The 16163-nt window shown below is 37.3% G+C and carries 16 protein-coding genes; 1 reads left to right on the top strand and 15 read right to left on the bottom strand.

The features are described 5' to 3' along the window. Positions 1-2: 2 nt before the first annotated feature. From NSQ95_RS01720 to NSQ95_RS01685, 8 genes are all read right to left on the bottom strand, one after another. Positions 3-887: a branched-chain amino acid ABC transporter permease gene (locus NSQ95_RS01720; RefSeq protein WP_169360040.1), complete on the bottom strand. Its 885-nt coding sequence runs from the start codon at positions 885-887 to the stop codon at positions 3-5. Beyond that, positions 884-2761, bottom strand: a complete 1878-nt coding sequence (locus tag NSQ95_RS01715; RefSeq protein ID WP_342560151.1) for an AMP-binding protein — start codon at positions 2759-2761, stop codon at positions 884-886. The genes NSQ95_RS01720 and NSQ95_RS01715 overlap by 4 nt, the downstream gene beginning before the upstream one ends. A 15-nt stretch (positions 2762-2776) precedes the next feature. After that, on the bottom strand, positions 2777-3550 hold the full coding sequence (locus tag NSQ95_RS01710; protein ID WP_340886700.1) for an ABC transporter ATP-binding protein: 774 nt from the start codon (positions 3548-3550) through the stop codon (positions 2777-2779). 357 nt (positions 3551-3907) lie between these two features. After that, entirely contained in the window at positions 3908-5119 is a 1212-nt protein-coding gene (locus NSQ95_RS01705) for a NupC/NupG family nucleoside CNT transporter (RefSeq protein ID WP_340886698.1), read from the bottom strand. Between the two features lie 216 nt (positions 5120-5335). Then, positions 5336-6538 carry an EAL-associated domain-containing protein gene (locus NSQ95_RS01700; protein WP_342560150.1) on the bottom strand — a complete coding sequence of 401 codons (1203 nt, stop codon included), beginning with the start codon at positions 6536-6538 and terminating at the stop codon, positions 5336-5338. A 95-nt stretch (positions 6539-6633) separates the two neighbouring features. Beyond that, on the bottom strand, positions 6634-7281 hold the full coding sequence (locus tag NSQ95_RS01695; protein WP_340886694.1) for an SIMPL domain-containing protein: 648 nt from the start codon (positions 7279-7281) through the stop codon (positions 6634-6636). A 72-nt stretch (positions 7282-7353) separates the two neighbouring features. Further along, positions 7354-8067: an alpha/beta hydrolase gene (locus NSQ95_RS01690; RefSeq protein ID WP_342560149.1), complete on the bottom strand. Its 714-nt coding sequence runs from the start codon at positions 8065-8067 to the stop codon at positions 7354-7356. After that, on the bottom strand, positions 8064-8684 hold the full coding sequence (locus NSQ95_RS01685; protein ID WP_340886690.1) for a histidine phosphatase family protein: 621 nt from the start codon (positions 8682-8684) through the stop codon (positions 8064-8066). The genes NSQ95_RS01690 and NSQ95_RS01685 overlap by 4 nt, the downstream gene beginning before the upstream one ends. Positions 8685-8850: 166 nt before the next feature. On the opposite strand from NSQ95_RS01685, the gene NSQ95_RS01680 reads away from it, so the two are divergent. Next, positions 8851-9216 (top strand): hypothetical protein, encoded by a 366-nt coding sequence (locus NSQ95_RS01680; RefSeq protein WP_342560148.1) that lies wholly within the window; start codon positions 8851-8853, stop codon positions 9214-9216. A gap of 78 nt (positions 9217-9294) precedes the next feature. Here NSQ95_RS01680 and NSQ95_RS01675 read toward each other — a convergent pair whose 3' ends face one another. The 7 genes from NSQ95_RS01675 to NSQ95_RS01645 all read right to left on the bottom strand — a co-directional run bounded on the left by NSQ95_RS01675 (position 9295) and on the right by NSQ95_RS01645 (position 16122). Further along, complete coding sequence (locus NSQ95_RS01675; protein WP_298472187.1) at positions 9295-10569, bottom strand: TRAP transporter large permease; 1275 nt, start codon at positions 10567-10569, stop codon at positions 9295-9297. Beyond that, entirely contained in the window at positions 10566-11063 is a 498-nt protein-coding gene (locus NSQ95_RS01670) for a TRAP transporter small permease (protein WP_298472185.1), read from the bottom strand. Before NSQ95_RS01670 ends, NSQ95_RS01675 begins: the two co-directional genes overlap by 4 nt. Positions 11064-11075: 12 nt before the next feature. Beyond that, the gene (locus tag NSQ95_RS01665) at positions 11076-12101 is read right to left on the bottom strand and encodes a DctP family TRAP transporter solute-binding subunit (RefSeq protein ID WP_340886684.1); all 1026 of its coding nucleotides are present in this window, start codon (positions 12099-12101) and stop codon (positions 11076-11078) included. After that, positions 12098-13006, bottom strand: a complete 909-nt coding sequence (locus tag NSQ95_RS01660; RefSeq protein ID WP_340886681.1) for a hydroxymethylglutaryl-CoA lyase — start codon at positions 13004-13006, stop codon at positions 12098-12100. Before NSQ95_RS01660 ends, NSQ95_RS01665 begins: the two co-directional genes overlap by 4 nt. Before the next feature lies 1 nt (position 13007). Beyond that, positions 13008-14207, bottom strand: a complete 1200-nt coding sequence (locus NSQ95_RS01655; RefSeq protein WP_342560147.1) for a CoA transferase — start codon at positions 14205-14207, stop codon at positions 13008-13010. 3 nt (positions 14208-14210) lie between these two features. Next, the gene (locus tag NSQ95_RS01650; protein WP_340886676.1) at positions 14211-14885 is read right to left on the bottom strand and encodes a GntR family transcriptional regulator; all 675 of its coding nucleotides are present in this window, start codon (positions 14883-14885) and stop codon (positions 14211-14213) included. Positions 14886-15207: 322 nt separating this feature from the next. Beyond that, complete coding sequence (locus NSQ95_RS01645) at positions 15208-16122, bottom strand: ferrochelatase (protein WP_340886673.1); 915 nt, start codon at positions 16120-16122, stop codon at positions 15208-15210. Between the last annotated feature and the right edge of the window lie 41 nt (positions 16123-16163).

Genomic DNA, 16163 nt, shown 5'->3' with positions numbered 1-16163 from the left:
GTTCACACCCTCTCAATTGTTCTACTACCAAATAGTCCGTATGGTTTTAACATTAAGATGAGTAAAACCACTATGAATGGAACAACCTCCTTTAAGCCTCCTCCTACAAGTGGATCTATATATCCCCCTGCCATGTTTTGGAGAATACCAATTATAAATCCACCTACGATTGCTCCAAGAACACTATCCAATCCACCTAAAATTACGACCGGCAGTACGGTCAAACCAATTGCAGACATAGTAGGACTTAAGCCGTTGATATTCCCTAGCAATATCCCACCTACCGCTGCAACAACAGCAGCAATAGTCCAAGTTGCTGCATACACATACTTCACACTGATCCCCATGGACATCGCAGCCTGACGATCATCCGCCACTGCTCGCATAGCAATCCCCATTTTTGAAAACTTGAACAGCAACAAGAATATGGTTAGCAGTGTTATGACAATTACAAATGACCAAAGATATACAGGACTAATAATAATCCCTGATATATTTATAGGAGTTGTTGGGAATATTTTAGGAAACATCCTTGTTTGGTGACCCCAAATCATATGAACGGCTCCCCCTAGTAAGCTAGAAAGTCCAATTGTCGCCATAATAACAGATACTACTGGAGCATTTTGAATAGGACGGATAACCAATCTTTCCACGATTAACCCCAAAATGGCACTGAATATAAGGGTAATTAACAAGGCAATAAAGAAAGGGATGCGGTAAGCGGTCATCAAAACTAAACAAATATAGGGGCCAACGATAACAAACTCTCCATTTGCCAAATTTAGTGCACCACTTGCCCGATAAATTAGTACAAACCCTAATGCCACTAGACCATAGATACTACCGACTACCACTCCCGTGACGAGCATTTGAAGAAAGAATGTCATAACGTCACCTCCTGTCCTCTATTTAGTTGGATCACTCGCAAGCTATCTGCTTCACTCGTACCCATAGGGATACTTTCTCTTTCTGTATACATCCCGTCAATCAACACTCTGTAACGATCTTCTATGAAATTTCTTCTTATTTTATAGGTTCTGGTGAGCTCTCCTTCTTCTATTGAAAATGGTCTGTGTAACAGTGTGAATTTCTCTACCCTTGCAAAGGAAGGTAAATCTTTCATTAACAATGACACCTGTTGTTCCAAAAACTCTATCACTTGATTGTTTTTAGCCAGCTCTCCGTAATCTGTGTAGGCAATTCTTTGTTTGTCTGCCCATCTCCCCATACTGTTCCAGTTCATATTGATCATTGCAGTTACATATGGCTTATTTTGACCAAAGCAAACTGCCTCTAAAATGTAAGGGTTCGATTTTAACTTGTTTTCTATCAGTCTCGGATAAATAACTTGGCCATTTTCGGCAATAATAATATCCTCTAATCTATCTAGCACGTAAAGATGGCCGTCATCCTCCAAGTGACCACAATCACCTAAGGAAATCCATCCATCCCCACCATGCGTACTTTCTCCACCTATATAATTTGTAGCAACAGCTGAATTTTTAATGTATACTGCTCCATCTTCTCCAATCTTAGCTAGCGTATTTGGTAATGCTTTTCCTGAGCTTCCGGCTCTTACGTCTTTGTCTCTTTGAACAAAAGCTATACCAGCAACCTCAGTCCCCCCATAGGTTTGTTTTAGATTTACTCCAATACTGTGGTAAAAGTAAAAAGCTTCCGGATGCAAAGCAGCTCCTGCAACATAAGCCCTTTTAACTCTCGCTAAACCTAAATGATCACGAATAGCACTAAAAACGATAATATCTCCTAATATATACATTGCTTTGTCTACGAAATTGATTGGCTCTTTGTTCAATTCTGCACGGGCAGCCTTGTCCCCAAATTTCTTGAAAAAATTGTAAATTGTTTTTTTAAACTTACTTGCTCCCTCTATCCTGTTCGTAAAACTAGACATGATAGATTGATAAACTCTTGGTGGAGCCAGCAATGTATGTGGACCTATCTCCCGAAGATCCCCTAAAACCGTATGTGGGCGTTCGGGGAAGTTAACAACCACGCCTTTAATTAAAGGAGTTACTATCCCTAAAATTTGCTCATGAATCCAAGCGAAAGGTAAAAAAGAAAAATAATCATCCTTTGTTTTCACGTTATCAATAGCTAGTAGACCTTCAGCTGCATCAATTAGGTTAGCATGCGTTAAAATGACACCCTTTGGCATCCCTGATGTAGCTGCACTATAGGCAATAATTGCAGGGTCATTTTCCAAAACCTCTTCAGGTGGATCAACAAGGAACTTTGCCTTATCTTGCAACAATAATATGCCGTCTGATAGTAAATCCTCAAAGTCTACTAGTTTTGGATGCTTATAATGCCTCATTCCTTGCTTGTTAAAAAATATGATTTGCTCAACTAATGGTATTTGTTCTTCAATCCCCAATAATTTATCTACCTGCTCTTGATTATCAACTAATACGATTCTGGCCTTACAGTCATTTAGATAAAAAATAATTTGTTCAGGTAATGATTCTGGATAGATCCCTACCGTTACACCACCTAAACTTTGTGCAGCAAGTTGAGTATAAACCCACTCTTGCCGATTATCTGCTATAATTGCTAGCCTTTCCCCTTTATAAAAATCGAAATATTCAGATAATATAATAGATAATTGATTTACCTTTTTACTGTATTCCCCCCAAGTAACCTCATGCCAAATCCCTAGCTGTTTTTGCCTGAGAGCAACCTCTTGCTCATGATTAGCAGACCTTTCCGCTAAAAGAGTGGGTAATGTTTTGTGATCCATTTTAATTTCCCCTTCCTAAATAACGGCTTCTTCCCCAATATAGGCCTTTATAACAGCTGGATTTTCTTGAATTTCTGCTGGGGTTCCAAAACCAATAAGTCTACCAAAATCTAATACAGCTATATGTTCCGATAAATTCATAACAACCCCTAAGTCGTGCTCGATCAAGACTACCGTCATATTCATCGTCTCATGCATCTCAACTATAAAATGTGACATTTCATCTTTTTCCGCTTTGTTCATCCCAGCCATTGGTTCATCTAATAAGATAAGGTCAGGGTTTAATGCAAGTGCCCTTCCCACCTCGACTCTCTTCTGTAAACCGTAAGGCAGCGTACCGACAGGAGTATGACGGATATCTTGAAGCTCTAAAAATTCAATTACTTCTTCTACCTTCTGTCTGTGAGCAATTTCTTCTTTTGCAGCCTTTCCAACGTACATTCCTCCGCTAATCGGTCCGGAATTCATCAATGTATGTCTTCCAAGCTTTAGGTTGTCTAGCACAGACATATGGGCAAATAACGCTATATTTTGGAATGCACGAGCAATCCCTAAAGCTGTGCGATTATAAGGTTTCATATTTATGATTTCATGACCTTTATACAAAATGGAGCCACCAGTCGGTTGATAGAGACCACTAATACAATTCAGCATACTAGTTTTTCCAGCTCCATTTGGACCTATTAACGAAAAAATCTCTCCTTTGTTAATATGGTAGCTTACATCTTCTAGTGCCTTTACCCCTCCAAATTGTAAAGAGAGGTTTTTTATCTCTAATATAGGATCCAATATGGATACCCCCTTTAAGTTAAGCGTTTACAAGTAAGCTTTTGTTGAATATTACTTTACAAACAATAATTTTGTCAACGAATTTTATGCGACTTTTTTCCTAATATTTTGTCGTTAAATGTTTGAAAATGTTGAAATCTAAAGTCTATATAGCGCTACTATTTTATCTTCCAAAAAGAAAACCTCCTATGACTAGTTCCATAGGAGGTTGTATTAAATTCATTATTCGACAAATAATATTTATTTTTTGATGGACATTTTGTGATGTCATATCTGCCTCACACTTTTCGCCAGAGCCTGTAGCTACAATTAATAAACAGAAAGTATTCTCGTTTAATCTTTTATGAAGATCACTGTTTATAAAAACATTCCTGCTATTGCAGCACTAAGTAATGATGCAAGCGCTCCTGCAATAACTGCCTTAAACCCTAATCTTGCAATGTCTGGTCTCCGGTTTGGAGCTAGGGAACCTAATCCACCTAACAATATTGCCATTGAGCTTAAATTTGCAAAGCCACATAGAGCAAAACTTACGACAAGATTGGTTTTAGCAGAAAGGTTCCCCATATCATCGGTAAAAGCCTTATAAGCAACAAATTCATTCAAAACTAGCTTTTGACCAATGAAGGATCCCGCCGCCACTGCTTCTGACCAAGGTACTCCTATTACAAAAGCCAATGGAGAGAATATGAAGCCTAATATCCCTTCTATCGTTATCTCACCATAGCCAAAGAGTCCTCCAATCCCTCCAATTAAACCATTCAAAAGAGCAATTAAGGCGATGAATGCTAATAACATAGCTCCTACATTGACTGCAAGCTTCATCCCGTCTGCGGCCCCTCTTGCAGCAGCATCAATTACATTGACGTTTGAATCATCTTTTTCCATCTTGAAATCGGTGTCTTCCACAGTTTCCGTCTCAGGAAACATTAGCTTAGCCATGATCAAACCTGCTGGCGCAGCCATGAAGCTAGCGGCAAGCAAATATTCCAGTGGCACCCCTAACAAAGAATATCCTACTAAAATGGATCCTGAAACCGATGCAAGTCCACCTGTCATCACAGCAAAAAGCTCTGAGTTAGTCATCTTTGCAATAAAGGGGCGAACAACTAGAGGAGCCTCTGTTTGCCCCACAAAAATGTTTGCTGCAGCAGATACAGACTCTGCCCTACTAGTTCCTAAAAGCTTGGATAGTCCTCCTCCAATAATCTTTATAAAGAACTGCATGATGCCCAAATAATACAAAACTGAAATTAAAGCTGAGAAGAAAATGATGATAGTTAACACCTGTATAACAAAGATGCTCCCAAACTCATCCACATCAGACAATGAGCCAAATAAGAAAGATATCCCCTCATTGGCATACCCAGTTAAATTTTGAACTCCTTTGGAAAGCTTTAGTAATGCCCAGCGTCCCAAATCCCACTTCAATACCATAAATGCAAATGCAATCTGTATAGCTAAACCAATCAGTATGGTTCGTAAATTTATCGACTTTTTAGCATTGGAAAGGAGAAAAGCAATCCCGATCACAACAATAACTCCACCAATTCCCCAAAGTATATTCATGTCAAAACACCTTCTTTTTATGTATAATTCGCCTTTTAAAATCAGACATATTGTAGCTATTCCCTAATATCCTTGAAAGAAACGGAAAAATATAGCACTAATCTGGGCAATAAATATACAAAAAAAATCGAAATCTTAGGTAAGATTTCGATCGATGGATTTTATTTACTTAGATAGTAAGGCACCCTTACATACTTTTTTAAATTAAAGTAGGCTTCATCTGAAGATATTCTTTTTAAATAAATAATCATAGGAAATATCAATAAACATATATTCATTCTCGTTGATTGGGACAGAGAAGGTTCTTATCATTTCGCCTGTTTGAATATCGCTATAAATATCAGAGAACACACCACTTTGATCATTTCTCATCTTAATAATTGTTTTTAGAAAGTATGGGCGCCAGCTCCAGTTTTTGTTAATGGCGTCTTCTTCAACCTCCCAATGCGAATCAGTTCGAACAATATTAGGCGAGGTCTGGAAGCCCTCCTCGTCACAAATATAAAGACGGAACGAGTATTCACTTAGCTCTTCAGCTAGTTTCAATAAATCTTCTACTTCTTCGCTAGAAGATTTGATAGCTTGAACTTTTTTCTCTAGATTAACTTGTAATTCCTTCAATGCCTTGTAATTCTCTTCTAATATACGTTTTTCTGTTGCAATAAATTGTCGACACCTATCCTTAAAGCTTTTCTTTAATTGATTTCGTGGGATTAGTCCAGTGCCCGCTTCAGCTAAATATTTCCCTTGATAGTATCGGCCACTATTTTTCCAGGCAAATTGAAGCTGGTGAACTGTATCAATACCCTCAAAAAGCATATTTGCTCCAATTTTACGCGCAGATGAACTAAGTGATGTAAAAAGGTCATTCTGTGCACCCCAGGATTCATAGCTTAGCTGCTCTATATTTACCTTAAGGATATTAGGTGCTAGCATTTGTATATAATCGAGATGACTCTCTGAGCCTAATTGGTTAATCGCTATTTTTATTCCATAGGTTTTAAAGTAACGTACTATATTATTTAACTGATGAAAATCCCCTTTAAAGTTATGCTCGGAAATTACTATAACAATTCGAGAAAGTTCTTCCTCTGGGATATATTGTTTTATAATATCAAAAAACCCTTCGCCATAATCTAGCACTAGTAAATTGGCGTTGCATGGAAGATATATATCAAAGTTTTTTGGCTGGTCTACAAGCTGCCCTAAAGCAATATGAAGAATTCTTTGTTCGACCTCAACTCTATATTCCTCTGGCACCTCTTCATCAAAAGCAAACGCATTTAAGTTTATTAGCTTATCATGCAGCAATTTTCCAGAAACCTCGTATGCGACTACTATATGTTCGTCTGCACTAAAAATAGGTTGAAAATATGCTTGCAAGTTATCCAAGTTCGTTAGAATATCAATTGCATCCATCCTGAACCCTCCTTACCTATATATACATGATAAGTTGTAAAAAGGTATTATGCAAATGGATATTACGTATTTTTATACACAATATTAATTATTTATTAGTATTGAAACTTAACTGTAACTCTAGCTATTATCGTAATTACACCTTGTTCTATTGGGGTTGCTCCTGTAGATGATTCTATTAACATCGCTCTATATGGTACGATCGGACTTCCTTCTTTTTCCTCCACTACCTCTATAACTTGTGGTGAAACTGAAAGCCTCATTGTTTCTGCTATTGTATTTGACTTTAATTGTGCATTCATTAAAGCCTTACTAAGAGCTCTTTGATAATAGGCATCTTCGTTTTCTAATCTGAATTCAAGAGAAGAAATTCGATTTGCCCCATTACTAACGGCTGTATCAATCACTTTTCCTACCATGCTTACATCAGGTATTTTTACCGAAATGGCATTAGTCACTTCATATCCCCTGAAAACCTGTTTTCCATCTACAAAATCGTAACGCGGAAAAATATTGTATGCAGCAGTTTGTATATTTTCTCTTGGTATACCAAGCTCTAGTATGGATTGAATGACCTGATTCATAATTGCTGCATTTCTTTGCTGGGCTTCCTCCACCTCGCTGCCTTCCGTGGTAACTTCGATTTGTAGCAACGCATAATTCGGTGGAACAGTAATTGAGCCTTCTCCATTAACAGTGATCGTCCGAATGAGAGGACAAGGATGTAACGCGTTTAAATACATAAGATCCCCTTCCATATTACATATATAGATAGCATATGCTTGCCGGCCAAAAAACTTGTTTAAAATAATAATTTAACCTTGGGAGCACTCTAAAAAGGTTATTACTATATCGGTGTAAATAGCAGGCTGGTCTTCATGTACTAAATGCCCTGCAAAAGGGATAACAGCAACGTGAATATGTTTGTTTTCTTTCGGGTAAATCGTTGCTCCTACAGTTTCATGTGCATTCATTTCCCCAACTATGTATAAGACAGGGAACTCCAAGTGATACATAGCTAACATATCTTCAAAAGGATACCAGTCCTCTTTTTTCCCCAAGTGAATAAACCTTCTCCAACCAGATGAATGTAGTTTATCAAAATAGTTTATGAAATCGTCGTTCCATAAAATCTGTTCCTGAGTTTTTACATCCTGCATGTGCAAATCCAGCCAGTTATCCGGCTTAACTGGCATCATGCCTGAAACAGTGAGTGTTTGAATTCGCTCCGGAAAAAGTCTAGCAAATTGTACCGCTACAATTGCACCCAGTGAGCATCCAACCAAATGAATCTTTTTCAGCTGATAATGATTGATGGTTTCCAATAAATCTTGCGCAGAATCCAAAAAGAAATTTTCAATTTCCTCTGAAGGCGACTGCCCATGTCCCCTTAAATCCGGGGCAAATACTTTATAGCTATCTTTGAAAAAGTTCTGCTGATATTGAAAGTCTGTATTTCCAGTTTGTAAGCCTGTATGCAAAAATAAGAGTGGTTCACCGCTCCCCTGAATGGATGTATGTAAAATCATTTAATCACCTCTTCTTCGTTATTTATATGCTCCAGTCTATTTAAGAACTTGATCATACGCTTGTCCTTTTCAATGGTCAGTAAATGCATACCTGTGTCTCCCGTAGGGAAAATATAGTCACTGGTAACTGGCAATTGAAGAAACGCCTTAATAAGGTTGGAGATCAAGCCACCGTGTGACACAATTGCCACTCTTTGATAATCCTTGTATTCTTCTATTATTTTATGAAGTATGTATTCTGCTCTGTAACGAAACGCTAACTCTGATTCTCCAGCTTCAATTGGTATATAAATCGGTCTTCCTTCTTTAGGTAGAGGGTACTTTATAGCTGCTTCTTCTCGAGGTAAACCCGCTAGTACTCCGTTATTAAACTCCATTAAGTCAGACTCCTCATACATCTCACAGCCTATATTACTTTGTAGAATAGTCGCAGTACTCTTTGCACGACTTAGAGGACTACACAATATAACGTTTGGTGGAAAATGACCCTTCACGTATGTAGCCATCTTACTAGCTTGTTCAATACCTAACTCAGTTAAAGGAAAGTTCGCTCTACCTTCATGCACACCTAACAGATCAGCTTCCGATTCTCCATGTCTAATAATTAATAACTCCATTCAAATCACCCCAAATATTGGAAAGTATATTAATTAATAATTATACTCGAATGAAGATCTTCCAGAAAAGAATAATAAGATTTTCCTTGAAAATAATTTACTATTTCAGTACGTGATGTTTATTTTGATTTAATTTCGGGAATTTCTTAGCAAGGAGGCGATAGATATGCCGTGGAGTAAAAATGATTATCCAGCTTCAATGAAAAATCTTGAGCCAGATGTTCGGGAAAAAGCGATTGAAATTGCGAATGCATTATTAAGAGACGATACTGATGAAGGAAGAGCAATCGCTATTGCAACAGCCCAGGCAAGAAAGGCAGTGAATGGGGACGATAATGACCGCCCAAGATATGAGGTAAAGGCTCGGGAAGAAGATTGGGTACTGCTAAAAGAAAACGGAGAAAGAGCCATTTTCTCTGAGGGTACAAAGGATGCTTTGCTTGAAAAGGCTAAGCCATACGTCAATGATCACAATGGAATTCTTTCTATATATCAGGAAGATGGGGATTTAGATAGTACTTTATATGAGTAGGAAGAAGACAAAAAGAACTTCAAGTACCTGAAGTTCTTTTTGTCTATCATTCCTGTATTACTATAATTTAAAAGGATATTATTCTATATCACTAATTAAAAAAGTGGATATTTCAGGAAAAACGGATAATACGACTATTAATAAAATCATAATTATTGCGTATGGTATTACCCCTTTAACAATTTCATCTATCCTATTAGTTCGATCTATTCCCTTTAACACAAATAAATTCAAACCTACAGGAGGAGAAATAAGAGCAAGCTCCATGTTAATAACCATAATAATAGCAAACCAAATTGGGTCAAAACCTAATGCCATAATTATTGGATATAAGATAGGCAAAGTGATTACCAAAATAGAAATTGTCTCCAAAAACATGCCTAATATTAGCAAAACTATGTTGATTAATATAAATATAATCCATGGCGAAATCTCTTGGCTTGTAGCATAATTTGTAATGGTTTGAGGAATATTTAAAATTGTCATTATGTAGCCAAGTAACATAGCTCCAACAATGATAAATAGAATCATTGCATTAGTTTTCACAGTTTCAATTATTATTTTTTTGAAATTGGCAAGCGTTAGATTTTTATAGATAAACAACGAAATTGCAAAACTAACCATTACACCTACCGCTGCAGCTTCCGTAGGAGTAAAAATACCAGTGTAAATTCCCCCTATTACAATTGCTGGTAATAACAAGCCCCAAATAGCAGTTTTAGTACCTTCCATTCTTTCGGCCCAAGTAGCTGGTTTATCTTTGATATGACGTGTTTGATATGAAGCAAAAATCATAAAAGATATAGTTAGTATTATACCCGGGACAATTCCAGCTATAAACAGCTTACCAATTGACTCACCAGTTACTGAGCCATAAATAATCATCGGAACACTGGGTGGTATTAAAATTCCCAGAGTACCACCAGCAGCTAGCATACCAAGTACGTGTCTCTTATTATATCCTCTCTTTACCATTTCAGGTAAAGCTACCGAGCCTACCGTTACTGCAGTGGCAACACTCGAACCTGATATAGCTGCAAAAATTGCACAACAAAAGAGTGTAGCAATTGCAAGTCCTCCCGGTAAGTGACGAAACCATCTGCTGGCCATTTCATATAAGTCTCTACCTACGCCACTTACTAGCAAAACTTGACTCATTAATACATACATCGGCAAAGCAGTTAAGGAAAAATCATCGAGAGCCTTGTAAGAGATAATTGGCACTTGCATAAATGCAAAAGTGCCACCATTAAATATATACATTCCCACTACAGCGAGTAATGAAAGAGCAAATGCTACAGGTAAGCCCAAGAGTAAAAATGTTCCTAGTCCACCAATAAAGAAAATGTTCAAATATGTTCCCCTCCCCTGTGAATGTCACCATCTATTATCTGCAAGATAAAGGCTATGCACATTAAGGCACCTCCCACAGGTAAAAACAACTCCGGCAGGTACATTGGTATCCTTAACAAAGATGAAGAGGTAATCCCTAATTCAAAAGTATTCAGCACATGATGGAATCCATAATAAGTAAATATAATACTAAATACTAATCCCATAGCATTCGATAGATAAGCAAGTACTTTCTTAAACTTATCGTTAACATTATTAATCAAGAGGTCTACAGTAATGTGAGAATAAGTTCTCACTGCATAAGCGCTCGCTAAGAAACAACTTCCAATAATAGAATATGTGGATAGTTCAGTTGCCCAAATGGTAGGACTATTAAATAACCATCGAGAAATAACTTCATAGAATGTCATAAATGTTGTTAACACTATTAACAAACCTGCCGTATATGCCCCTATCTTTATCAGCTTATCGGAGAGTTCATAAATTGCTTTCATAAGTTCCCCCCCTTATTGAACCAAGTCTAAAAGTTCATTACCTGCTTCACCAGTATTGTTTAAAAATGCATCCCAAGCAGGTTTAGCTGCTTCTTTCCACTTCTCTAAGTCTTCTTCGGGAACTTTATATACCTCCATGCCTCTGTCTTCAAGTTCCTTAGCTGTTTTTTCATCTTCAGATTTCGCTTTATCACGAATCCATTTTTCAGTTTCCTGAGCAGTTTCAGTTAGTAAGTTTTGCGTTTCTACAGGAAGGTCGTCCCAAAACTTTTTATTAACAGCTAGAATAAATTCAAGATAGGCGTAATTGTTAATAGTTAAGTATTTTGTTACCTCGTCATATTTTCTTTGAACCATGGCAGTTGTGCCAGACGTTGCTCCGTCAACTGTGTTACGTTGTAAGGCCATGTACACTTCTCCCCCACCCATAAATACCGGCGAAGCGCCATAAGCCTTTATCATTTCAGAAGGAATATCCCCTATGCTTCTAATTTTTAGCCCTTTAAAATCTTCTGGAGATTTTAAAGGACGTTTATTATTTGCAAATTGAGCAAATCCATAGTCAGCAAACATGAGCACCTTTGCACCTTTATCTTCCATAGCAGTACGAAGCTTGTCCCCAAATTCACCATTTAGAGCCTCTCCTGTTTTTTCATAGTCATTAAAGATATAAGGCACGTCAAATACTCCCATTACAGGTACTGTACTTGCCCAAAGAGTTGAAGAATTTACTCCCATCTCTACACCACCAGTTAATATAGACTGGTTCATCTCTTTATCAGTTAATAACTGACCAGATGGATATACTTGCATTTTTATAGCACCACCTGATTTTTCCATAACATCTTTTGCAAATTGTTCAATACCTATTGCCACATGATGATCTGCAGGCAAATTATAGGCTAAACGAATTGTAGTTTCTTCAAATCCTTTTACATCTGAACTGACTGCCTTAGTTTCTCCATCACTAGAACTACATGCCGATAATAGTAAAGTTACTATAGTGATAAAAGAAAGAGTTTTCCACAGTTTTTTCATTTTATTTCCTCCCTAATAATATTTCTCTCGATATGCCTAATACGTCCCAATGGGTTCTTCGAAGATAAACTTGCAGCAAAATCTGCTGCATTTATTAATTCATTTAAATCTAAGCCTGTGCTAATGTTCATTCGATGAAATAAGTAAACTAAATCTTCTGTTGCTAAATTACCTGCAGCGCCTGGGGCAAAGGGACATCCACCAATTCCAGAAACCGCTGTTTCAAAAATGCGAATACCCGCTTCATAAGCACTGTAGGCATTTGCCAGTCCAAGACCCCTTGTGTCGTGTAAATGAATTGCTACAGGTGTATTACCTACAATACCTAAAACTTCCTCACTTAGGGCTTTTACCTGGTTAGGTGTTGCAATACCTATCGTATCTGCAATAGTAATCCGATCTACCCCTATCCCCTTTACTCTTTCCACTAATTCCACAACCTTTGATTTATCCACATCTCCTTCATAAGGACATCCAAAACTAACAGCAATTGAAAAATTAGTCTTAATCCCAGCGTGTTTAGCTTCCTGTTTAATTAATTTAAATTGCTTCAGACTCTCTTCAATCGTGAAGCCAATATTTTTTTGATTAAATGTCTCTGTTGCTGAACTGACCCAGTTTATTTCTGAGAGATTGAATTTTTTAAGTCGTTGAAATCCCTTATAGTTCGGGACCAATGCAATTGCGTCAAAACTTCCTAGTTTTGCTGATTCTTGGACAACCTCTTCTGCATCCGCCATCTGGGGAACTTTTTTAGGATGAACAAATGAAGTAATTTCAATAGAGCTAACCCTTGCTTTTAGTAATCTATTAATCAACTCAACTTTTTCTTCAACCGATATAATTTTAGAGTCGTTCTGTAGTCCATCACGAGGACTGACGTCAATAATTTTCACATCGGCCATATTAAATCACTCCCTTTTCTTTAAATATTTTGAACTCTTCCACTGACATATTTAAAAATTCAGTATAAATTTCTTCGTTATGCTCTCCTAGTTTAGGTCCGCTCCATTCAATTTTCCCAGGAGTTTCAGAGAGCTTGGGTACAATTCCAGGCATTAAAACCTTCGCACCATTTTGTATTTCTATTTTTTGAAGCATATCCCGAGCTATGTATTGCTCATCTTCAATAATTTCCTTTATTCCATAAATGGGTCCAACTGGAACAGATGCTTCATCAAGTATATTTTGCACATCTTTCAATGGATATTGTTTTGTCCAGTCCTCAATAGCCCCATCAATATATTCCACATTATCCGCACGCCCTTGATTAGTTGAGTACAACGGGTCAGCAGCTAAATCTTCTCTTCCTATTGCAATCATTAATCTCTGAAATATCTTATCTCCATTTCCCCCTATAACTATGTGTTTGCCATCCTTGCACACATATGTGTTAGATGGTGCTATTCCAGGAAGAGTACTCCCTGTTCTCTCCCTAACTATCCCTGTTAAATCGTATTCCGGTAAGATCCCCTCGAGCAAACTAAAAACAGACTCATAAAGTGCTACGTCCACTAGTTGTCCAGTCTTTGAAGGATGATTATCCCTAGCTCTTAGCGACATCAGGGTTCCGATTACCGCATATAATCCAGCTATTAAGTCTCCTATAGCTATGCCTACTCTGACTGGAGGTAAATCTGGATAACCGGTTAAGTATCTTAGGCCTCCAATAGCTTCAGCCACACTTCCAAATCCAGCCTTTTCTTTATATGGCCCCGTCTGACCATAACCAGATATTCGTGTCATAATAATTGAATTATTAACTTCCTTTAAATCTTCATATCCTAGACCCCATCTCTCTAGAGTACCCGGCTTAAAGTTCTCAAGAACCACATCTACTTTGCCCACGAGTTCCCTAACTATTTCCTGTCCCTCTGACTCACGTAAATTAATAGTAATTGACTTTTTATTTCTTGATTGCACATACCACCAAACGGACGTGTCCTCATGCATCACCCTCCAACTTCTTAAAGGATCACCATTTTTAGGTTCCTCCACCTTTATTACTTCTGCACCAAACTCTGCAAATAATTTTCCAGCAAACGGAGCAGCCACTAAATTTCCTAATTCCAATACTTTAATTCCTTCTAATGGTTTTTTTGACAAGACTTATTTCACCTCTTTTTTTCTACATAGTTCCATAAACAAATTGTAATCGCTTTCAATATGCTGTCTCATAAAGTTCCTGGCACTTTCACTATCTTGATCTACAATAGCCTGGAAAATTTTTTGATGTTCATTAAAGGCTTGTTCGACATGAAAGGGATTTTCTTCTATTATGGACTGTCTATAAAACCCATTAATGCCTCTTAAATGAGAAACCATACTAATCAACCATTGGTTATTACTAGCTTGTACAACTGCCTCGTGAAAACTTAAAACTTCATTATCTTTTTTACTAGCTAAGCTGTTGTCACTTGAATAGTTTTTACCTTTTAGTAAGGCAGCTCTCATCAACTCTAATTGTTCAGGTGACCTTCTTTTAGCAGCATAAAAAGATGAAAGCGGTTCCATTTCTACACGGCATTCATACATATGTTGAAAATCTTCCATAGTGGGTTTTACTACTGTAACCCCCCCTGTTTTTTTTACTTTCAGAAGTCCATCTTTTTCAAGCATTCTAATGGATTCTCTAATTGGGCTCCTACTGACTTCTAAATCGTTTGATATTTTCTCTTCTATTAATCTTTCCCCCGGTCTTAACTTTCCTGTCATAATTTGATTTTTCAAGTAGTTATAAACTTGAGTCTTTAAATTTGGATTTTTTTTTACACTTGTTGACAATAATACCCCTCCCAAAATTGTAGACTGTATACAACTTTTATATTTTAAAGAATAATCAAAAAACTTTAAATAGTCAATATATTTTTAGTGCATTTCTTAATTATTATATTCCGCTACCTATTTTAGTTAAAATAAATAGCGAAATAATAATCATAACCTTATCTTAGTGTAACTATAAATAAAGATTTATTTGTTTAAATAAACTAATAAGATACCAAAAGACATTTATTTGCTTATTTCAAATCCTAAAGAAACAAGTTTGTTTAGAAGAGTTTTTATTATCCTTCTAATAAGATTAGAGCCACTAACCCTCCTCATTTCGTTATTTTCCCTTTATCAGCTGCTCTTCCACTACTTCCGCTAAGGCATTAACTGTGTCAAATGAATCTCCTGGAAATTCAGTACGAACAAACTCTACCTTCAGGTCATCGCTAACCGCTTGCGCATCTCTACCTATTTCAAAGAATGATTCCATATCTGCCACGATAGATAACAGCTCACATGTCACAAAGCCTCGGGATCCCTCTGCACTTAAAGACCTCATCGCGTCCTTTACATCTGGACTAAGCCATCTTTCCTTGCTACTTGCACTACGGTAGGTCATCATCCAATTTTCTACATCTGCTTCTATAGCAACTGCTTGAGCCATCGCTTGATATTGGCCAATATATTCATTATTACTCGCTGGGTTCAGCGGCTGGCTATGCACAGTAAATAACACAAAGGCATCCTCCCTTACATGAGCAGGTAGCCACTTAACCGCTCGCTTCAAGCGATCACCATACACAGAGATAATGGCAGGATGGGTGTTCCAGTTTTTTATATGAATTAGCTCTCGTTTTTGTCCTGATTTAGCTAGAAAATCTTCTACCTCTTTCTGATATATACCAGCTCCTGTCGGAGAAAATATAGGGTTAACAGAAAACGTGACAAAGGTTTCCACACCATCCTCCAGCATTTTCTGAAGTGTATCCTCTAAAAAGGGAGTTGTATGTTTGTAAGCGTTATACACTTTCACTTCTTTTATCTTAGGTTTTAAAAGTTTCTCCAACCCCCTGGCTATTCGTTGGGTATGGGCGCCTAATGGGTCATTGGAGCCAAACTCCCTGTATCTTCTCATAAAGTCCTCCACTACCATTGGTGTTACTTCGGTTCCACCAATGAGGTGGGTGAAAAATTCAGGGAGATCATCTTTTGACTGTGGTGCTGCATATGCATAAAAAACAATACCAATCAACGTACTTTAAACTCCTTTCTATTCTAGGTAAAGCTTCCATG

This window comes from Psychrobacillus sp. FSL W7-1457 (genome assembly GCF_038593405.1).
Classification (GTDB): domain Bacteria; phylum Bacillota; class Bacilli; order Bacillales_A; family Planococcaceae; genus Psychrobacillus.
This window is presented reverse-complemented; position numbering and strand designations above follow the sequence as displayed.

Bases quoted from the DNA above. Each gene is read 5' to 3' on its own strand.
- NSQ95_RS01720 (WP_169360040.1), bottom strand. From the start codon at position 887: ATGACATTCTTTCTTCAAATGCTCGTCACGGGAGTGGTAGTCGGTAGT.
- NSQ95_RS01715 (WP_342560151.1), bottom strand. From the start codon at position 2,761: ATGGATCACAAAACATTACCCACTCTTTTAGCGGAAAGGTCTGCTAAT.
- NSQ95_RS01705 (WP_340886698.1), bottom strand. From the start codon at position 5,119: ATGAATATACTTTGGGGAATTGGTGGAGTTATTGTTGTGATCGGGATT.
- NSQ95_RS01700 (WP_342560150.1), bottom strand. From the start codon at position 6,538: ATGGATGCAATTGATATTCTAACGAACTTGGATAACTTGCAAGCATAT.
- NSQ95_RS01695 (WP_340886694.1), bottom strand. From the start codon at position 7,281: ATGTATTTAAACGCGTTACATCCTTGTCCTCTCATTCGGACGATCACT.
- NSQ95_RS01690 (WP_342560149.1), bottom strand. From the start codon at position 8,067: ATGATTTTACATACATCCATTCAGGGGAGCGGTGAACCACTCTTATTT.
- NSQ95_RS01685 (WP_340886690.1), bottom strand. From the start codon at position 8,684: ATGGAGTTATTAATTATTAGACATGGAGAATCGGAAGCTGATCTGTTA.
- NSQ95_RS01680 (WP_342560148.1), top strand. From the start codon at position 8,851: ATGCCGTGGAGTAAAAATGATTATCCAGCTTCAATGAAAAATCTTGAG.
- NSQ95_RS01670 (WP_298472185.1), bottom strand. From the start codon at position 11,063: ATGAAAGCAATTTATGAACTCTCCGATAAGCTGATAAAGATAGGGGCA.
- NSQ95_RS01665 (WP_340886684.1), bottom strand. From the start codon at position 12,101: ATGAAAAAACTGTGGAAAACTCTTTCTTTTATCACTATAGTAACTTTA.
- NSQ95_RS01660 (WP_340886681.1), bottom strand. From the start codon at position 13,006: ATGGCCGATGTGAAAATTATTGACGTCAGTCCTCGTGATGGACTACAG.